This window comes from Geobacillus sp. FJAT-46040 (assembly GCF_002335725.1).
Taxonomy (GTDB): Bacteria; Bacillota; Bacilli; order Bacillales; family Anoxybacillaceae; genus Geobacillus; species Geobacillus thermoleovorans.
The window spans coordinates 1,135,486-1,154,198 of sequence record NZ_NISS01000001.1; the positions used below are offsets into that span (position 1 = coordinate 1,135,486).

Here is an 18,713-nt window from a genome sequence, read left to right on the forward strand (position 1 = left end):
GGCTGGCCTTTGACTATGCATCCATGCGAGGAGGATCAAGTGATGATGAGAGTAGAAGTGGGAACATTGGAACAGCTGCCGAAGCGGCTCGGAAAATGCGTGCGGGTCGGGAATCGTGAGCTGGCGTTGTTCCGGACGGGTGACGATCAAGTATTTGCCGTTGAAAACCGCTGTCCGCATAAAGGAGGTGATCTGTCGCAAGGCATTGTCAGCGGCGAGTATGTGTTTTGTCCGCTTCATGATTGGAAAATTTGCTTAAGAGACGGTCAGGCGCAGGCGCCGGATGAAGGGTGTGTCAAAACGTACCGCGTGGCTGTGGAAGACGGCTGTGTATATGTCGAGTTGCAGGAAACGGGTGAATGACGATGACGAATGAATTGCTGCGCTACTTTCGCGCCAAGGAAAAAGAACGGGCGTCGGAAACGGCCGCCGCGACCCAATGTCCGTTTTGCAGCGTCCAGTGCACGCTTCAGCTGGTGGAGGAGCGGATTGTAGAACGGCGCCGCTACAAGGCGGTCCCAACCGACAACCCGACGTCCAACGGCCGCCTTTGTTTAAAGGGGATGAACGCCCACCAGCACGCTTTGCATCCCGAGCGGCTGTTGGTTCCGCTTGCGAAAGTGGACGGCCGGTTTGTGCGGGTCAGCTGGGAGGAGGCGCTTTCGCTAATCGCGGAACGAATCATCTCCATTCAGAAGGAAGATGGAGTCGATGCGTTTGCTGTTTACGGCGGCGGATCCTTGACGAACGAGGAGGCGTATTTGCTCGGGAAATTTGCCCGCGTGGCGCTCAAGACGCGGCACATCGACTACAACGGACGCTTTTGCATGTCGGCAGCCGCAGCGGCCATGAACGACGCATTCGGTCTTGACCGCGGGTTGACGAATCCACTGTCCGATATTCCGCTCGCTCAGACGATCATTTTGGCTGGGACCAATATCGCCGAATGCCAGCCGACGTTGATGCCGTATTTTTATGAAGCGAAGAAGAACGGCGCTTTTATCATCGTGGTGGATCCGCGGGAAACGAAAACGGCGGCGTTGGCGGATCTGCACCTGCCGCTCAAGCCCGGAACGGATGCGGCATTGGCCGTCGGCATCGGGAAAGTGCTGCTTGACGAAGGATATATCGATGAAGCGTTTGTGCGCGAGCGGACGGTTGGGTTTGCCGAATGGAAACAGCACATAGAAGCAGTGGAGATGGATGAGATCGTCCGGCTGACTGACGTGCCGGAAGAGAAGATTCGCTTGGCGGCACGAAAGTACGGGGAGGCGGCCGAAGCGATCGTGCTCACGGCGCGCGGCTTGGAGCAGCAGGCGGACGGCTATGCGGCGGTCAGACAGTGGATCAACGTCGTGCTGGCGGCGGGGAAAGTCGGTCGCCCTGGCTCTGGGTTTGGCTCGATCACCGGACAAGGGAACGGGCAGGGCGGGCGCGAGCATGGACAAAAAGCCGATCAGCTGCCGGGCTATCGAAGCATTGAGCATCCGGAACACCGCCGGTATATTGCGAACATATGGGGCATTTCGCCGGATGAACTGCCGAGAAAGGGGGTGTCAGCGTATGAAATGATGCAAAAGATCGATGCGGGCGAGATCACCGGGCTGTTGGTCATGGGGTCGAACCCCGTCGTCTCGAGCCCGAATGCGGCGTTTGTGGCCAAAGCGATGCAAAAACTGAAGTTTCTTGTCGTTGCGGATATGTTTTTGTCCGAAACAGCCGAGCTGGCCGATCTCGTGCTGCCTGTTTCGTCGTATTTGGAAGACGAAGGCACGGTGACGAACGTCGAAGGGCGGGTGTGCTTTCGGCCGGCGGCTCGGAAGCGTCCTGGGGAGGTGAAACATGATTGGGAAATTTTATGCGCGATTGCGCACAAGCTTGGCAAGGGCCGCTTCTTCCCGTTCACATCAGCCGAAGAGATTTTCAATGAACTGCGGTTGGCGAGCCGCGGCGGCAAAGCGGACTATTATGGTGTGACGTATGAGCGTCTGCGCCGCGAACGTGTCTACTGGCCTTGCCCCGATCCGCATCATCCTGGGACTCCTCGGTTGTTTACGGAACGGTTTGCACATCCGGACGGCAAGGCTCGGTTTGCGGTTTTGCCGTTTCGGCCGGAGAAAGAGGAGACGGATGAATGGTATCCGCTTTATTTAACGACCGGACGGGTGCTTGCTCATTATTTGAGCGGAACGCAAACGCGGCGGAGCCCGGCGCTCTCGGCGCGGCAGCCGGAAGCGACCGTCGAGATCCACCCGAGGACGGCCAAACGATACGGGATCGGCCCAGGGATGCTTGTGCGCATTGAAACGCGCCGCGGTGCGGCGGTCGTCCGCAGCCGTTACAATGATCAAATTCGCGAGGATACCATTTTTGTCCCATTCCACTGGAGCGGCCTCGGGCAAATCAACAACGTTACGTCCGATGAACTGGATCCGCATTGCCGGATGCCGGCGTTTAAGCGGTGCGCAGCTCGGGTGCGGCCGGTTGTTGATTTAGGGAGAAATTAGCCATCAAGATTCAAACATCGTTCTGCCTCTCATCAGCAGTTGGAAACCGCACTCATCAAGGTTCGCGAGTGGGGAACGCTATGGTGATGGGTCTAGTCAATCGCCGAATTTTTCAATGAATCACGAATGCAGAAAAAAAACTTCCCGGCAATACGGCGGGAAGTAGGTGGAGAAATCGCTTTCATTTCCATTTTAGCATAACGAACATTCTGTGCCAAGGGGGAGTTGGGGGAAGATGGCGAGAAAATCGTTTTGGCGCGTCGGGCATGCGCCGACGCTATTGTCGTCGTTTCTCTATTTTGATATTAGTTTCATGATTTGGAACTTGCTTGGTGCGCTCGGGGTGTTTGTCGCTGAACAGTTTGCGCTCACACCGGCGGAAAAAGGGCTGATGGTCGCCATTCCGGTGTTGGGCGGGGCGCTGCTTCGCATTCCGATGGGGATGCTCGCCGACCGCTGGGGCGGGAAGCGGGCTGGTCTGCTTGGCATGGCGGTGACAGTTGTGCCGCTTGTGTGGGGCTGGCGGTTTGCAGATCAGATGACGGATGTGTATGCGCTCGGATTTTTATTAGGGGTGGGCGGAGCCAGCTTTGCCGTTGCGTTGCCGCTTGCGAGCCGCTGGTATCCGAAAGAATATCAAGGGCTGGCCATGGGGATCGCCGGGGCCGGCAACAGCGGGACGGTGCTGGCAACGCTGTTTGGTCCGCGCCTGGCGGAGATGTATGGTTGGAACGCGGTGTTCGGGTTGGCGCTCGTCCCGCTAGTTGTTGTCTTTTTTCTATTCGCTTGGCTGGCGCGTGAATGTCCAACAGCGGTGAAACCCGTTTCGTTGCGTGAATACGGAGCCGTTCTCCGTCGAAAAGAAGCATGGCTGTTTTGTTTCTTCTACAGCTTGTCATTCGGCGGATTTGTCGGGCTGACGGGATACTTAGGCATTTTCTTCTTTGATGAATACGGCGTCAGTAAAGTCACGGCCGGCGATTTCGTCACCGCCGTCGTGTTTGCGGGCAGTTTCATCCGGCCGATTGGCGGTTATCTCGCTGACCGGATCGGGGGAATGCGGCTTCTTTCCTTGTTGTTTGCCGCTGGGACTTTGTTGCTGGCTTGCATCGGTACATTGCCGTCTCTTTTCGTCCTGTTCGGATTGATGGTTGCTCTTTTCCTTTGTTTTGGCGCGGCGAACGGTGCGTTGTTCCAAGTTGTTCCGACGTGGTTTCCGAAAGAGGTTGGCTTGTTGACGGGCATCATTGGCGCCGCTGGCGGACTGGGAGGGTTTTTGCTGCCGAACGTGCTCGGGGTGATGAAGCAGTGGACCGGCTCTTCGGCGTATGGGTTTTGGATGCTTGCTTTCGTTTTCGCGATCGCGGTGATGGCTGCTCGTCGCCTTCAAGGGACGACGGTTACGATCGAATCGTTCTCTCAAAAAGCAGCAGAATGAATAGGGTAACCCAAAGAGACGCTGCAAACTTTCAAAGGAAATCGTTTGATTGAACGAAAAAACTGGTGAAACACAGTCCTTTCTTTAGGTTGACAAAGAGGGGGGGGTTCGCGGCGTTTCTTAAGTTTTTCCAGCCTTAGCGCTGATTTCGGAAGGATTTCTGTTGAAGAATGAGGGTGAAAAAAGGTGCCCGTGAAGAAATTCAGGGCACCTTCTCATTTGCGATCGTTTTACAATCGATTTTGCAAAAATCGAAGCAGCTCATCCGCTCGGTTGCCGATGAGCGCGATCAGTTGCTCAAACATCGCGTCGCGCTCAAGATCGAGTTCAATGATGCGTTTGGCCAGTTCGAGCGCTTGTTTGTCCATGGCGGCGTCCTCCTTCGATCGTCTGGGCGGGGTGGAATCGTTCATATTCGCGGCGCAGTTCGGCCATTGTCCACTCTTCGAGACGCTCGCGGTCGGCGGCTAAGCCGAACTGCATCAGTCGTTCGATGTAAAACTGCTTTTTCTTCCGCACGGCGCTTCTCATCCATGTCCCCATTCGATTCCCTCCCTGTTTTTACCTTTACCATATCATCTTTTTCTTCAGCATACAGCAAATGTGTTAAGCGCATTTACAGGAAATTTAAAAAATATGTTAATTTTATTTACAAAAGTTAGCGGGCTAACATCATTTTTGGTATAATTACGTTAGAAAATATAACGAATTGAGGTGAGGAGTATGACAGATCATCCTCAAGAGGATCATTACAAATACAAAAAAGTCATTTCGATCGGTGTCGTCAGCGAACTGACCGGGCTGTCGCAGCGGCAAATTCGTTATTACGAGGAACGGAAGCTGGTGTTCCCTGACCGTTCCAAAGGAATTCGCAAATATTCGTTCGCCGATGTGGAGCAGTTGATGAAAATCGCCAATCAGCGCGAGGAAGGGGTATCGACGTGGGAAATCCGTCAGGAAATGACGAAAGAGCTGCGCGAGCGGATGTTGAAAGGGCAAATGAATGCGCATTTTCGGATGCGTTCCTAGGGGCGCGGGCAGATTCGAATTTTGGATGCATCCCCTGCTTGGAAGCAAAGCATGCGGAAAACCGCCTGGCCGTGTGCCAACAGGATGTAAACACAGTGGCGTTTGTCCAATCATAAGAGCATAGTTGTTTGGCGCGCATAGAGATTCGTGCGCGCTTTTTTTGATAAAGCCTCGAGCAGGGGGCGAAATGGAACTGGACCTCAGTACGCGCGTCTTCCAGTTGGTTATGCAGCCATCTTTTCTCCTTTTTTCTCCATTTATAATGCCGCTCGATCGATTCCATAATGTAAATGGATAGAACGAACAGGGGAAGGATGCCGCCAATGAGAAGCAAAGCGACGCAGTGGCTGTTGTCTGTATGGGGACTGATGGATCCGCTCTATTATGCATGTTCCCGCCTCGAATATGTTGGTGGGAAAGAGAACGGCTGTCGTTCCATTTTTCGCGTCCGTTTGCTTCGATACAAGGGTGAAACCATTCACCTTTCGGACGGAACGACGATTGCGGCCAATGACTGGCTGTTGAAAATTCACCTTCATAATGTTCGTCTGCTTCGCGAACTGATGCAGTATCGAGGTGATATTCAAAAAGGACGTTATATTTTCGAACAGGTGAAGGCCAGTTTGCCGTATGTTGCTCATTATCTTTACCATCACGAACAGTCCGCCTGCATAAAAGGGATTATCGGCGTAACGATGTTAAACAAAGGTTGTGAGAGACTCGGATTTGATGTCATTGACATAGCGGATTCATTTTACCGTTGGTTGAAAATGGCATCCCATTGGCCGATGATGACAGTGGCCCAACACCGTCTCATGCCGCTTGTTCGCCCGCCGAAATATTTGTTGATGTCGAAGGAAAAGTTGTTTTCATTGTATGGTTACCATCTCATCCACTAACTCCCTCTTTCTTCTCTCCTCCGTTTCACTATAATGGGTATCGAGGGAGGAGAGAAGACGATGACATTCTTTTTTGTTTTTCTTGCAATCTTGTTATTGCTTGCTTTGGCCATTCGCAAAGCCCACCGCAACACGTATGAAGCGGTTTTGCATAAAGTTCAGGTCGGCAGTCTGGACGGTGGGAACGGCGCCATCCGCATTTTGCAGCTGTCTGACCTTCATTTGGAAAAGCTGTCCATTTCCCCGGATGATGTGTATGAAAAGCTGAAAGGGGAGCGCATCGATTTGATCGCCTTAACGGGCGACTTTTTGGACCGCGAGGAGAGCATCGCCAAACTCGGTCCGTATTTGACGGCGTTGAAACAGTTGAATCCGACATATGGCATGTACGCCGTGTTTGGCAACCACGATTACGTGCTGCAAGGCGAGTCGTTCGAGCGCCTGAAAGCGACGCTGGAGGCGCACGGCTGCGTCGTCTTGCAAAACGAGACGAAGACGATTACCGTCAACGGTCACACCGTCAATATCATTGGCATCGATGACTTTTACACGGGGCGCAGCGACATTGAAAAGGCGTATGCGGGCGTCAAAGACGGTCTTAACCTCGTGTTGACGCACGATCCAGACATCGTGCCGCATATGAAAGACTATCATTTTGACTACTTGTTGTCCGGCCACTTCCACGGCGGACAAATTCATTGGCCAAAGCCGTACCATTTGGCGAAAATGAGCAAAACGCTCACCGAGCGGAATATGATCAAAGGTTATCATGAATGGGAGGGGAAACCGTTTTATATCAACGAAGGGCTTGGGCAAACCGGGGTGAACATTCGAATCGGCTCGAAGCCGGAAGTGACGCTCCACTTGTTGGCGCTGCCGTCCCGAAGAGAAGCGGTGAAAGCTGTCTAATTGGCAGCTTTTTATTTTTTTAGGTAGGAAAGCGGTTTCGCTTGCGCGTGCCACCATGCGGCGCGCTTTTTGTGTAGACTCGTCTCCCTGTTGTTGGGGGAAAATCAATGACCGTTTGCATAGACAAGGGAAACAGTCGCCATAAAGAAAGGAGTGAATGGCCAATGGAACCGTCGTGGAAAGCTCTCTTGCCATTTTTCGTCGTCATCCCGATTTCGATTTGGACGAAGCAAGTCATCCCGGGGCTGTTTGTCGGGCTGTTGGTCGGCAGCTATTTCATGACGCCGTCGTTGCTTGGCGGGCTGCGGACGATGCTTCATTACGTCGTCGATAACTTGATGCAGACGAACAACATTCGCATCATCATTTTCTTGTATGTGTTCGCCGGTCTTGTCAGCATGATCAAATACACCGGGGGAATCAAAGGGTTCGTCCATCTCGTCAGCAAAAAAGTGAAATCGGCCAAAACCGCCATGCTGCTGACGTGGATATCGACGATGGTGACATTCAGCGACCCCGATTTTCGCATCGTCACCGTCGCGCCGATCATGAAGGCGCTGCGCAAACGGCTTGGGCTGTCGTCCCAGCAAATCGGCTTTGCCATTGAGGTGACATCCAACCCGGTTGTCGCGCTCATCCCAATTGCCACCGCGTTTGTCGGCTATATGGTGTCGGTCATCGATAAGGCGCTTGATACGGCTGGCATCGGAGCGGAGCCGTACATCGTGTACGTCCGAAGCATTCCGTTTAATGCTGGCGCTCATTTGGGCGCTGTCGGCTGTGGCGGAGGATTTAGGGTTTTCGCAATACATTACGGGCCATGTCAAAGAATGGATTCCGCCGTTTTTCGTCGCTCCGATTTTGTTTTTGCTTGGCGCCGTCATTTCCTATTTCATCGGCTCGTCGTGGGGGACGTGGGGGGATGTTGATGCCGCTTGGTGTGACGCTCGCGAGCCAGTCGGGAACGAACATTTTGCCGGTCATCGGCGCGGTGTTTGCGAGTGGGACGTTCGGGGCGTTTGCGTCGCCGCTTAGCGACAATACGGTGACGCTTTGCACTATTTTGGATTTGCCGGTGATGGAATACGCGTGCACGAAGTTGATCCCATCGTTGATCGCCGCCGGCATCGCCGCCGTTTTGTTCGGCGCGACATCGTTTCTTCTGCATTAACGCTGTTGTCGCCCTCTTTCGCCTTCCATGATACACTAAAAGAAAAAAGAAAGGGGAGCGCCGATGGGAGAGGCGGAACGGCGGCTTGAGGAGCTTGGCCAATGGCAAACGGAAGATGTTGCCGCCCAGCTGGAGCAGTTGAACGAGCGACTCGCGGTGGAGGACGCGTATTATCAGGCCGCAGAAGATGAGCGGGCGCGCCAACGGTATTATCGCCATCTGCCGCTTGAAGGGGACGGATTGATGTTGTTTGTCCGCTATCATGAACTGGTGGCGCGCACCCATAAGCGGCGGCTGCCGTATTTTTTCAGCAAGGATGAGTATTTGTACACATGGGTCGACTTGCAGCCGGACGGAACGGTGTGCAGTTTGTATTCGGGCGAGCGGAAAGATCCGAAAACGTTAATCGTCCAAGATGTGGAAACGATGAAGCGGCGTTATGACGAATTCCGCCAGCTGCTGAAAAAAGCCAAACAAGGGCCGGGCGAGGTGCACGAGCGGGTGAACACGATCGAGCAGCAATGGAAATTCAATGCCGAACATGTCGTGCCGCAGTCTTGGTTTGGCGCCCGCGAACCGATGAAAGGCGATTTGCATCATTTATTCGTTTGCCAGCCGGAGTGCAATACGATGCGGTCGAATTTTCCGTACGCGGATTTCCCGTTTTACAATCCGGAAGATCCCGACGAGCAAATCCAAAACCGTTGCGGAGTCGTTCATAATGGCTATTTCGAGCCGGAATACGGCAAAGGGACGGCGGCAAGGGCGATGTTGTACTTTCTGCTTCGCTACCCAAAGGCGATCGCAAAGTCGTTTCGGCGCAAAATCGATATTCCGCTCCTTGTCCGTTGGCACGAACAATTTCCACCGACGGTGTATGAACATCATCGCAACAGCGCGATTTTTTTCATCCAAGGCAACCGCAACCCGTTCATTGATTTTCCTGAACTGGCAGGGCGGATGGTGTTTCCGTTTGAAGGGGCGCTGTGAAATGAGGTGAAAGGCGGGTGCCTGCCTTTTGTCCCGGGTGTCAAGGAATAAGAAAGATGAGCGGAAAAGCTGTCTCCGAAAAACGATCATTCATTTCGGAAGACAGCTTTTTTGTTGCTAGGCAAAGCGTGAGAGGGGTTAAGCGGAAATCGTTTGTTCATCCGCCTGGCGATCTGCTTGTTTGTGGAAGTATGTTGCGACCATCGGACCGGAAATATTGTGCCAGACGCTGAAAATGGCGCTCGGAACAGCAGCGAGCGGCGAAAAATGGGCGGTCGCTAAGGCCGCACCAAGCCCGGAGTTTTGCATGCCAACTTCGATGGAAATCGCCTTTTGTTTTGGCGGTGACAGTCGAAACAGTTTGGCAAACCAATACCCAAGCAGCAAGCCCAATCCGTTATGAACAACGACAATAAGAAAAATAAGCAGTCCGCTTTTGGCAATGGCCGCCTGGTTTTGTCCGACGACGGCGGCGACAATGGCCACGATGGCGATGACCGAAACGAGCGGCAGCGCCGGGATGCACGCTTTGACTTGCTTTTGGAACAGAGCCTGGGCGATGAGTCCTAAAAGGATCGGAATCAGGACGACTTTGACGATCGACCAAAACAAAGCTGCGGCCGATACGGACAGCCATTTTCCCGCTAAAAGCAAGATGAGCGAAGGCGTCAAAATCGGCGCTAAAATCGTCGAAACAGACGTGACGGCGACCGACAGAGCCGTATCTCCTTTCGCCAAATACGTCATGACGTTGGACGCCGTTCCGCCCGGACAGCAGCCGACTAAAATAATGCCAAGCGCCACTTCACGCGAAACCGGCAGAAAGTAAGCGAGCAAAAACGCGATAAGCGGCATGATGAGAAACTGGGCAACGACGCCGATCAACACATCAAGCGGACGTTTGAATACTTCTTTGAAATCATCTGCTGAAAGCGTCAATCCCATGCCAAACATCACGATGCCTAGAAGCGGCACGATATACGGAGCGATCCACGTAAACGCGCCGGGAGCGAAAAAGGCGAGCGCTCCGAACAAAAGCACCCAGATCGCAAACGTATTGCCGACAAAGTTGCTTATTCTTCCTAGTGTATTCACTGTACTCACTCCTTGAACAAAGATGGGAAAGATATACAAGAAATTATATACATTTTTTTGAAAAGTTCAACTAATGAATCGCCAAATTTTGAAGAAATGTTGACAATATAGAATGATTGTGAAAAAAGTCACTTCCTTTCATCGCCCGGACGGGAAAGGGGACAAAGGAGTTATCCCGCACCATTTTGTCGGCAAAAGACGGACACCATTCCCGCATTTTTATTGATTACGGCGTTGAGGTGGAACGCGCGATCTGTCGCATTGCCGAGCAGCTGCCGGACGATGTGCCTGGAAACAAACGATGGGTGGCGTTGCAGTTTTTGGAGGGGAATGAGCGCATCGCCGCCTATTTGCGCGGGCGGTTGGATCTTTCTCCGCTTCTGGAAGCCCGCGCAGAGGCGGAACAGAAGCTCGGATCTTCGGTCGCCGAACAGATTTATGAGACGCGTGACCGCTGGATCGGTGAGGCGATCGCTGTTGCGGCGATCGCGCTTGAGAACAAACCGTTGACATGGACGGAAAAAATCGATGTGGTTGTGACAAACCGTTATGTCGGGCTGCCGATTTTTTTGGCGCTGATGTATCTCGTGTTTATGCTGACGTTTAACTGGCTGGGGACGCCGCTTGCCGATCGGCTTGATGCGTTTTTCTCCGGTCCGCTGGCAGATGGGTTGTCCCGTTTTCTCGACTGGGCAGGGGCATCGCCGTTTATCAAGGCGCTCGTCTTGGACGGCGTTGTTGCTGGGGTCGGCGGGGTGTTGGTGTTTGTGCCGCAAATTTTCATTTTGTTCTTTTTCATTTCTTTGCTTGAAGACTCCGGATATATGGCGTGCGTGGCGATGGTGATGGACCGGATGATGGAAGCGATCGGGTTAAACGGCAAGGCGTTTATCCCGATGATCATTGGCTTTGGCTGCAACGTTCCCGGGGTGATGGCGGCGCGGACGATTGAGCAGCCGAAAGAGCGGCTCATGACGATCTTGGCGCTGCCGTTCATGTCATGTTCCGCCCGCTTGCCGGTGTACGCCTTGTTTGCCGGCACGTTTTTCGTCCGCGAGCAGGCGCTTGTCGTGTTTTCGCTTTACGTGCTTGGCATTGTAGTGGCTTTGGGGCTTGCCAAGTTGTTCTCATCGACGCTCTTGAAAAACGAAAATTCGCTGTTTGTCATTGAATTGCCGCCATACCGCGTGCCGCAGGCGCTCACACTATGGCGAAGCACATGGGAAAAAGGGAAAGGATTCATCCGCAAAGCAGGAACCTTTATTTTCGGCGGTTCGGTCGCCATTTGGCTGTTGACGTACATCGGGCCGCGTGGGGTTGGCGTTCCAATGGATGACAGTTTGCTGGCTGCGATCGGCGGGTTGATCGCACCGTTGTTGTCGCCGCTTGGCTTTGGCGCCTGGCAGGCAGGCGCCGCGTTGATCACCGGTTTTTTGGCGAAAGAAGTTGTGGTGTCGACGATGAATATTATTTACCACGTTCATGAAGCAAGCGGGCTGAAGAAAGTGATTGCTGCCCAGTTTACGCCGCTGTCGGCGTTCAGCTTTATGGTGTTCGTTTTGCTTTACACTCCGTGTCTGGCAACCGTGGCGGCGATCCGCAAAGAAACCGGATCGTGGAAATGGACGCTGTTGTCGATTGGCATCGCCTTAACGGTTGCTTATATGATTTCACTTCTTGTCTACCAAGCTGGAAAGATAGTAGGTTTTCCATGAAAGGAGAGAATATGATGATGGCGAATATCATCATTGGCGGAGCGATTTTTGCCTACGCCGGCTGGACTCTGGTTCGCCACGTGAAAAAAAGCGCCAAAGGGGCGTGCGCGTCATGCCATGCGGCTGACCATTGCCGAGGCAGCTGCGGGACGGAGAGGTAACCCGTTCAAGACGAACGGATTCCTGACGATGATCGGAATCCGTTTTTCTCATCTTCCGACGAAAGACTTTCGCTTCCATGTTGTAGGATAGCCAAAAAATAAGCGGGGATGCAATGGGCAAACTTTCGTTTCAACGGGCTCTGGAGGACAAAAGATCAGGCCGCTCTTTGTTTTGGCTGTTGGGTGTTGTTGCCTCAATGATGGCCGAAACACCGGGGGTAGAAAGCTTTTTTCGTTCAACCGTTGAAACTCAAGGGAAGACCGTGAGTGTGGAGGATAAACTTTTGACAATACCTAAAAATTGAGGATAGCGAAAAGGCGGCTTTGGATCAAGGTTCGCACAGTTGTGTAAAAACAAAGCAGCAAAAAACGATGTTGTTGTCCTGTCATCCAAGTTTACTGTGTTGGCGATGGAATTTTACGCAATAATTGAACTTGACCCGGCTTTGGCCCGCTCTTTTCCTCACTCTTTTCGTTTTTGGATGGGACGGATGTAACTCTCTAATTCGTGGGCAAGATGCTGGATGCAATCATTTCCCCGGAACTTGGCATCCTCGACAAGGTACACCGTGAAATCTTCCGCTTCTTTATTGGTCATAGTGAACTCATATCCATTCAAATCAAGGAACGTGACGAATACGGTTAAAGCCGTCCGCTTATTGCCGTTGTGGAAAATATGACCTGTCGCGATGGAATGGTAATAGCAGCAAGCCTTTTCAATAATCGAAGGGAACTGTTCCTCCCCGAACAATTTCGTTTTCGGTCTTTCCAACATCCACGCGAATTTATCGGGGAATTGGATCCCCGCTTGTTCTGCGTCGTCGTACATTTCCATGACCGTGTAATGGATAAATAGGATTTCTTCCGCTGTCAAATAATAAACCATGTTTTCCTCCAGCTGCTCCTTTATCTATATTTCAAGTTGCGCAGCGCTTCGTCATATTTGGAGATCGCGCGGTTCATCGCCATCACGACTTCAGGACGGACTTCTTTTGGAATTCGGTTTGCGCGTTTCATCACGATTTCCCCTCGTTCCTTGTCGTAATATATTTCGATTTCATCGCCTTTATTTAGGTTTAGCATCGTGGCTAAATCTTTCGGGATGCTAACGGACAAACTATTCCCGACTTGGCTAATCCGACGTGTATACGTTTTGTCATTCTTGCTTCCCAACATTTCCGCGTCCATTTCTTTTTCATCTCCTTTCCATATAATGGGCAAAAAGGACGTTTTTATCCATAAAATTATTACTGTATAAACAATTATAACAATAATCTTCCGAAAAGCAATACGGAATAATAAAAAAGGGCTTTTTGTCTTTCAACGAGAAAAACGCATGCCGCATTTGCAGTCGGGGGATCATTCCATTGAGGGTAGGTTCTTTTTCACTATTCAATGGATATACATGACGCTGTTTTTGTCGTTTCTTGTTTCAAAGAATGACGAAAACGAAAAGAAGGAAACGATATTCATCAAAATTTGTTTGTAGTTAGGACGAACGGACTATTTACATAGAATGAAAAAAACGGTAAAAATAGAAGTGAGGACAGTAGTTTAGAAAAAAGAGAAAATTCTGTTTATCAAGGGGACAGCATTATGGTTTACGATGGAATCATTTTGTCGTTGTTGATCGGCTGGTTTCGCGGCGGAAGCCTGAAAGGGTTGGCCAACATGAAATTGCGCGGCGGTTGGTTGTTTCCGCTCTTGTTGGCGGTGCAGTTTATCGTCTTTTTCCTTCAAGAACGCATCGAGTGGATCGCCAAAATGAGCAACGTTATTTTTCTTCTCGTCTATATCACAGGACTCGCATTTCTGTGGCTCAACCGCCATCAGCCGGGGTTTCCGGTCATCTTCGCCGGCGTCTTGCTTAACTTTATCGTCATGGCCGTAAACGGCGGACGGATGCCGGTATCGATCGAAGCCGCCCAATTTCTCGGCCGCGAATACATCGAAGCGTTAAAAGCCGGTCTGTACGGCAAGCACCAGGCGATCACATCGGATACGCTTCTGCCGTTTCTTGGCGACATCATCCCGCTGTCTCCGCCGTACCCGCGCCAACAAGTCATCAGCATCGGCGACGTTGTGATGAACGTAGGGGCGTTCTTGTTCATCCAGCATCTGATGCTCAGTGCACCGCGCCATGGGGCAGACGATGCTGAGAAAGAAACAACGGGTGCTCCTGCGATCAATAAATAAAATGTTAAGGGGGAAAAGGACATGAAATTCAAAGTAAAACAAGTATTGATCAATTTGTTCATCCTTGGTTCGGTGATTGTGGCATTGACTTCTGGATTTAGACTGATTGAATAGTTGTGGCTTTTCTGCAAGATTTGATTCAAGATGTTTTCAACACTTGATTAAGAAAATGATTTCATGTATTGCGTCTCTTTTTAGTCTTATTAATCGAATTTTATTCACATGAGAGTGGTTATATATGGCGTTGAATTTTAAAGAAACAGAAAAAATTTATATTATCATAATTTCATTTTTAGGTTTGTCCAGCTTTTGGATTAATCTTGATTTCTTTGCTCAATCCCTTTGGGATTGGGTTTTAATTTATATGTTAGTTGGTTCCATTATTTTGTTGAATTTTTTTCCGATTAGTTTACCTCCTAAAGCTAATTCTTTCTCAATGGACTCATCTATTTATCTTGCTATTTTATTTTTATATGGCATTAGTTTTACTCTGAAAGTTTTGTTTATTTATAGTGTTGTGGAACTGTTTTACAGACGAAAAATGTCTTTTTGGAGACATTTATTTAATTTTTCAATGTATTGTTTGATGATATCAGGTGCCTATTATTCCTTTTTGTTTTTCCACGGAGAAATTGGAAAGATAAATTACTACAATCTCCTGCCTTATTTAGTTAGTTTACTGGTTTATTTCGGGATTAATGTTATTTTGATATTGCTTTTCTTTCTCTGCGTGGGTCAAATCTTTAAAGGGGCCCTAGAACTAGGAATTTTAAAAGAGGCATGTGTCAGCTATTCTATTACTCTATTACTTTCATTAGTTTTAGCTATTTTGTTATGGGAAGCAAAATACTTTGGGCTATTCTTACTGATTATTTTAGTGACATTGTTATCTTTTATCTTTAAAAAATTTTTGCAATTATACCAACTAGTCTCCAACCGCGCCAACAAAGACCACCTCACCGGCCTATACAACCACGGTTTTTTCAAAGAAACGCTCAAGGAGCAGTTTTCCGACTGCAAACTGCTCAAACAGCCGTTGACCTTGGCGTTTTTGGATCTGGACGATTTTAAAAAATACAATGACCGGAACGGCCATTTGCAAGGGGATCGGTTGTTGACGTTTTTTGGGAAGCTGCTGCAACAAGCGGTGGACGGGACGAATTTTACGGTTGCCCGCTATGGCGGGGAAGAGTTTGCCATTTTGATGCCCAACACGACGAAAGAAGACGCGTACGCGTTTTTAAACCGGTTGCGCAAAGAAGTGAACGATACATATTTTGAAGGCGTCGAGCATATTCCGTATCGTTGCCTGTCGTTTTCGTGCGGCATCGCCGAGATGGAAAAAGATATGTACGAGAGCGAGGAATTGATCCACCGCGCCGATCAGGCGCTTTATTACGCCAAGGCGCAAGGGAAAAACAACGTTCAGTTGTATGATAAACATAATATGTGCTTGGATGAAATTAAGTTTAAACAAGACTTGGAAGCGCTCGAGCAGCAAGTGAAATTTTTTCTTTCGAAAGATGTCTATACATACCGCCATAGCAAACGGGTGTTTAAATATGCGTTGGAGTTTGGCAGTCGTCTTGATGAGTTGACCGACCATGAACGGCAGACGCTCATTTTAGGGGCGCTCATCCATGACATTGGCAAAATTGAAGTGCCGCGCGATATTTTAAATAAGTCCGGAAAATTGGAGAAGCATGAATGGGAGATCATTAAAAAGCACATAACGTGGGGACGCGAGATTGTGGCGGCGGAGAAGCGGTTTGATGAGTTGATTCCGCTCATCGAGCTGCACCACGAACGATATGATGGGAAAGGGTATCCGTACGGGCTGAAAGGGGAAGAAATCCCGAAATTGGCCCGCATTTTGTGTATTATCGACTCATTTGACGCGATGACGACCGAGCGGCCGTACCAGCGGACGAAAACGTTTGAAGAGGCGCTTGAGGAAATCGAGCGCTGCGCAGGAACGCAGTTTGATCCGGTGTATGCGGCGAAGTTTATCGCGTTTGTGCGGAAGCATTATTTGCCGCTAGCTGAGATGCAACAACTGAATTGAACAAGGGAAAGGACACTTGCCGGTGGCAAGTGTTTTTTGTTTTTCACCGTTTTGCCACGCTTTTGCCAAATAATGTTCACTGATCTTGGAAATGAAGTGACTTTTTGCACAGGGGAGGTCAAGGGCGGGTGGCTATAATGGTAAACGAATTTCTCACTGTAGAAGGAGGAGGGGCATGAAACAAACGGTCGTCATTTTTCTCATCAGCGCTTTGATCGGTTTGGCTGGCGGTTATTCGTATTTTCAGTTGGGAGGAACGAAAGGAGAGACGAATGCGACGCAGGCAGGAAAACAAGAGACGGCTCAATCGTCCCAACCATCAGCTTCGACAGAGGATGGGAAGGGGGCGGGCAAGACAACAAACGCTAGTACGCAGGACGGGACTATCCTGCAACAAAAAGGTTGTCTCTCTTGCCACTCTGTTTCCAAGCTTAACTTGCAAGGAGGGACGACGGGTCCGGATTTATCGAACGCTTATCGAGAAGTCGAGGGCAAACACGGCAAGCCGATTGAAGAGTTTTTAAAAGCGCCGACGTCTGCGGTGATGTCTGGGGTGATCAAATCGAATCCGCTGACAGATGAGGAGCGGGCCGAAATTATTGCTCTCTTAAAAGAAGCATCCGAAAAGTAAGAAACGATGGGAGGAACGAGAGTGAAGAAAAAAGTGATTTCCGCGTTGTCAGGGTTGGCAGTTGGAGTGTTGGCGTCAACTGTCTTTTTCGGCAATTTTTCCACTCCTGATACCGTTTCGACTACATCGGCCAAAACCGATGCGGAAAAAGTGTACGTTCCGTTTGGTGAAAAAGATGAATATTACTTGTTCGCCTCTGGTGGCCACTCGGGGCAAATGTTTATTTACGGGTTGCCGTCGATGCGGCGCATTCGCACGGTTCCTGTCTTTACGCCCGATCCGGCGACCGGCTACGGCTGGGATACCCATTCGAAAAAAATGCTTGGCGGCTATACGTGGGGCGATTTGCATCATCCGGCTTTCTCGGAAACGAATGGGGAATATGACGGCAAGTATATGTTTGCGACCGATGTGGCGAACAGCCGGGCGGCAGTGATGGATTTGAAAACGTTTACGGTCAAAGACATGATCGAAGTCCCCAATACGAGCGGTCCGCACTGTGCCGCGTTTGTGACGGAGAATACCGAATACTTATTTTTGCCGACCCGATTTTCCGTTCCGCTCGGCCATCAGTACGCCTCGCTTGATGAGTATAGTGAAAAATACCGCGGTGTGATGAGTGCGGTCACGTTCGATGAAAAGGCGCAAAAGCTGCACATTGCCTATCAAGTTGCGCTGCCGCCGTGGTCGTACGATTTGTCCGATGCCGGGAAAAAAATCTCAAAAGATTGGGCCGTGCTGACAACGTACAATACGGAAGAAGCGACAACAAACTTGGAAATCAACGCGTCTCAAGAAGACCGCGACTTTATCGTGCTGTTTAACTGGAAAGAGCTTGAGAACATGGTGAAAGCGGGGAAATATGACAATGTCGGCGGTCAAAAAATGATCTTTCCGGAAAAGCATAAAGGGGGCATTTATTTAGTGCCGGTCGCCAAATCGCCGCATGGCGTCGACGTTACCCCAGACGGGAAATATTTCATCGCCTCCGGGAAGCTCGCCCCGTTGTTGACGGTATTTTCGTTTGAAAAGGCGTTTCAGGCGATTGAAAAGAAAGAGTTTGCCGGCGAGCGGAACGGCATCCCGATTTTGAAATACGAATCGGTGATGGAGCGGGAAGTCAATCCGGAAAACGCGCTTGGGCCGCTGCATACGCAGTTTGATGACAAAGGCATGGCGTATACGACGATGTTTATTTCGTCTGAAATTGTGAAATGGAATCCGGAAACCGGCGAAGTGCTTGACCGCGTTCCGGTTCAATATTCGCCAGGGCATGCCGTCGCGGCGGAAGGGGATACCGTATCTCCGGACGGCAAATATTTAGTGTCGCTCAACAAGTTGGCGAAAGACAGCTATTTATCGGTCGGGCCGTCCCACCCGGAATCGATGCAGCTCATTGACATTAGCGGTGACAAAATGAAAGTGATCCAATCGTCGCCGGTCGATCCGGAACCGCACTATGGGCAAATGATCAAGGCCGATAAAATTAAAACGATTGAAGTGTACCCGAAAGAGAACAACAATCCAGACGCTGTGTACAACCAAAAAGACGCCCGCATCGTCCGGAAAGGAAATGAGGTGCACGTCTACGGCATCGCAATGCGTTCGAAGTTTATTTTTGATGCCAATGCGAAGCGGCCGGACGTCATTGAAGTGAATGAAGGAGATAAAGTTGTCATCCACCTGACGAACCTTGACTTTGATGAGGACATTACCCATGGTTTTGCCATCAACCAGTATAACTTGAATATGGAAATTCAGCCGGGACAAACGAACACGATCGAGTTTACCGCCAATAAGCCGGGAACGTACCCGTTGTATTGCACGAACTTCTGTTCAGCGCTGCACCAAGAAATGACCGGGTATTTGTTGGTAAAGCCGAAACAATAAACCGAGGGGGCGGACGC

18 protein-coding genes and 2 pseudogenes are annotated in these 18,713 nt (G+C 50.3%); 15 read left to right on the plus strand and 5 right to left on the minus strand.

Going from position 1 to position 18,713, the window contains the following annotated elements; translation table 11 throughout:
• The first annotated feature begins 42 nt into the window (after positions 1 to 42).
• From nirD to CD000_RS06035, 3 genes are all read left to right on the plus strand, one after another.
• On the plus strand, positions 43 to 363 hold the full coding sequence (gene nirD, locus CD000_RS06025; RefSeq protein WP_014195968.1) for a nitrite reductase small subunit NirD: 321 nt from the start codon (positions 43 to 45) through the stop codon (positions 361 to 363).
• Positions 360 to 2,507 carry an assimilatory nitrate reductase catalytic subunit NasC gene (gene nasC, locus CD000_RS06030; RefSeq protein ID WP_096225185.1) on the plus strand — a complete coding sequence of 716 codons (2,148 nt, stop codon included), beginning with the start codon at positions 360 to 362 and terminating at the stop codon, positions 2,505 to 2,507. Before nirD ends, nasC begins: the two co-directional genes overlap by 4 nt.
• A gap of 235 nt (positions 2,508 to 2,742) precedes the next feature.
• Positions 2,743 to 3,945 (plus strand): nitrate/nitrite transporter, encoded by a 1,203-nt coding sequence (locus CD000_RS06035; protein ID WP_096225187.1) that lies wholly within the window; start codon positions 2,743 to 2,745, stop codon positions 3,943 to 3,945.
• 230 nt (positions 3,946 to 4,175) lie between these two features.
• On the opposite strand, the gene CD000_RS18715 is transcribed toward CD000_RS06035, so the two are convergent.
• Positions 4,176 to 4,313 carry a hypothetical protein gene (locus CD000_RS18715; protein WP_011231352.1) on the minus strand — a complete coding sequence of 46 codons (138 nt, stop codon included), beginning with the start codon at positions 4,311 to 4,313 and terminating at the stop codon, positions 4,176 to 4,178.
• Positions 4,273 to 4,488: a Fur-regulated basic protein FbpA gene (locus CD000_RS06040; RefSeq protein WP_050367318.1), complete on the minus strand. Its 216-nt coding sequence runs from the start codon at positions 4,486 to 4,488 to the stop codon at positions 4,273 to 4,275. Before CD000_RS06040 ends, CD000_RS18715 begins: the two co-directional genes overlap by 41 nt.
• Positions 4,489 to 4,668: 180 nt before the next feature.
• Between CD000_RS06040 and CD000_RS06045 the strand changes: the two genes are divergently transcribed.
• The 5 genes and pseudogenes from CD000_RS06045 to CD000_RS06065 all read left to right on the plus strand — a co-directional run bounded on the left by CD000_RS06045 (position 4,669) and on the right by CD000_RS06065 (position 8,943).
• Positions 4,669 to 4,974 carry a MerR family transcriptional regulator gene (locus CD000_RS06045; RefSeq protein WP_047818455.1) on the plus strand — a complete coding sequence of 102 codons (306 nt, stop codon included), beginning with the start codon at positions 4,669 to 4,671 and terminating at the stop codon, positions 4,972 to 4,974.
• A gap of 323 nt (positions 4,975 to 5,297) precedes the next feature.
• Complete coding sequence (locus CD000_RS06050; RefSeq protein WP_198962489.1) at positions 5,298 to 5,873, plus strand: YkoP family protein; 576 nt, start codon at positions 5,298 to 5,300, stop codon at positions 5,871 to 5,873.
• A 60-nt stretch (positions 5,874 to 5,933) separates the two neighbouring features.
• Complete coding sequence (locus CD000_RS06055) at positions 5,934 to 6,782, plus strand: metallophosphoesterase (protein ID WP_096225191.1); 849 nt, start codon at positions 5,934 to 5,936, stop codon at positions 6,780 to 6,782.
• Between the two features lie 164 nt (positions 6,783 to 6,946).
• Positions 6,947 to 7,953, plus strand: a pseudogene (locus tag CD000_RS06060) (Na+/H+ antiporter NhaC family protein).
• A 63-nt stretch (positions 7,954 to 8,016) separates the two neighbouring features.
• Complete coding sequence (locus CD000_RS06065) at positions 8,017 to 8,943, plus strand: endonuclease I family protein (protein WP_096225193.1); 927 nt, start codon at positions 8,017 to 8,019, stop codon at positions 8,941 to 8,943.
• A gap of 138 nt (positions 8,944 to 9,081) precedes the next feature.
• Here the strand turns inward: CD000_RS06065 and CD000_RS06070 are convergent, their stop codons facing one another.
• On the minus strand, positions 9,082 to 10,038 hold the full coding sequence (locus CD000_RS06070; protein ID WP_096225195.1) for a bile acid:sodium symporter family protein: 957 nt from the start codon (positions 10,036 to 10,038) through the stop codon (positions 9,082 to 9,084).
• 131 nt (positions 10,039 to 10,169) lie between these two features.
• On the opposite strand from CD000_RS06070, the pseudogene feoB reads away from it, so the two are divergent.
• From feoB to CD000_RS06085, 3 genes and pseudogenes are all read left to right on the plus strand, one after another.
• Positions 10,170 to 11,753, plus strand: a pseudogene (gene feoB, locus CD000_RS06075) (ferrous iron transport protein B); the annotation flags it as partial.
• 14 nt (positions 11,754 to 11,767) lie between these two features.
• Positions 11,768 to 11,914 (plus strand): FeoB-associated Cys-rich membrane protein, encoded by a 147-nt coding sequence (locus CD000_RS06080; protein ID WP_075261408.1) that lies wholly within the window; start codon positions 11,768 to 11,770, stop codon positions 11,912 to 11,914.
• 113 nt (positions 11,915 to 12,027) lie between these two features.
• Positions 12,028 to 12,219 (plus strand): hypothetical protein, encoded by a 192-nt coding sequence (locus CD000_RS06085; RefSeq protein WP_096225196.1) that lies wholly within the window; start codon positions 12,028 to 12,030, stop codon positions 12,217 to 12,219.
• Positions 12,220 to 12,377: 158 nt separating this feature from the next.
• On the opposite strand, the gene CD000_RS06090 is transcribed toward CD000_RS06085, so the two are convergent.
• Together CD000_RS06090 and CD000_RS19060 are read right to left on the minus strand one after the other, a co-directional pair.
• On the minus strand, positions 12,378 to 12,800 hold the full coding sequence (locus CD000_RS06090; protein ID WP_013145233.1) for a type II toxin-antitoxin system death-on-curing family toxin: 423 nt from the start codon (positions 12,798 to 12,800) through the stop codon (positions 12,378 to 12,380).
• A 20-nt stretch (positions 12,801 to 12,820) separates the two neighbouring features.
• Complete coding sequence (locus CD000_RS19060) at positions 12,821 to 13,102, minus strand: AbrB/MazE/SpoVT family DNA-binding domain-containing protein (RefSeq protein WP_014195946.1); 282 nt, start codon at positions 13,100 to 13,102, stop codon at positions 12,821 to 12,823.
• Positions 13,103 to 13,510: 408 nt separating this feature from the next.
• On the opposite strand from CD000_RS19060, the gene CD000_RS06105 reads away from it, so the two are divergent.
• The 4 genes from CD000_RS06105 to nosZ all read left to right on the plus strand — a co-directional run bounded on the left by CD000_RS06105 (position 13,511) and on the right by nosZ (position 18,696).
• Positions 13,511 to 14,110: a DUF5317 domain-containing protein gene (locus tag CD000_RS06105; RefSeq protein WP_096225198.1), complete on the plus strand. Its 600-nt coding sequence runs from the start codon at positions 13,511 to 13,513 to the stop codon at positions 14,108 to 14,110.
• 238 nt (positions 14,111 to 14,348) lie between these two features.
• The gene (locus CD000_RS06110) at positions 14,349 to 16,175 is read left to right on the plus strand and encodes a diguanylate cyclase (protein WP_096225200.1); all 1,827 of its coding nucleotides are present in this window, start codon (positions 14,349 to 14,351) and stop codon (positions 16,173 to 16,175) included.
• Positions 16,176 to 16,350: 175 nt separating this feature from the next.
• Positions 16,351 to 16,806 (plus strand): c-type cytochrome, encoded by a 456-nt coding sequence (locus CD000_RS06115; RefSeq protein ID WP_033010814.1) that lies wholly within the window; start codon positions 16,351 to 16,353, stop codon positions 16,804 to 16,806.
• Positions 16,807 to 16,827: 21 nt separating this feature from the next.
• Positions 16,828 to 18,696, plus strand: coding sequence for a Sec-dependent nitrous-oxide reductase (nosZ, locus tag CD000_RS06120; protein WP_096225202.1), 1,869 nt, complete (start codon positions 16,828 to 16,830; stop codon positions 18,694 to 18,696).
• Positions 18,697 to 18,713 lie beyond the last annotated feature (17 nt).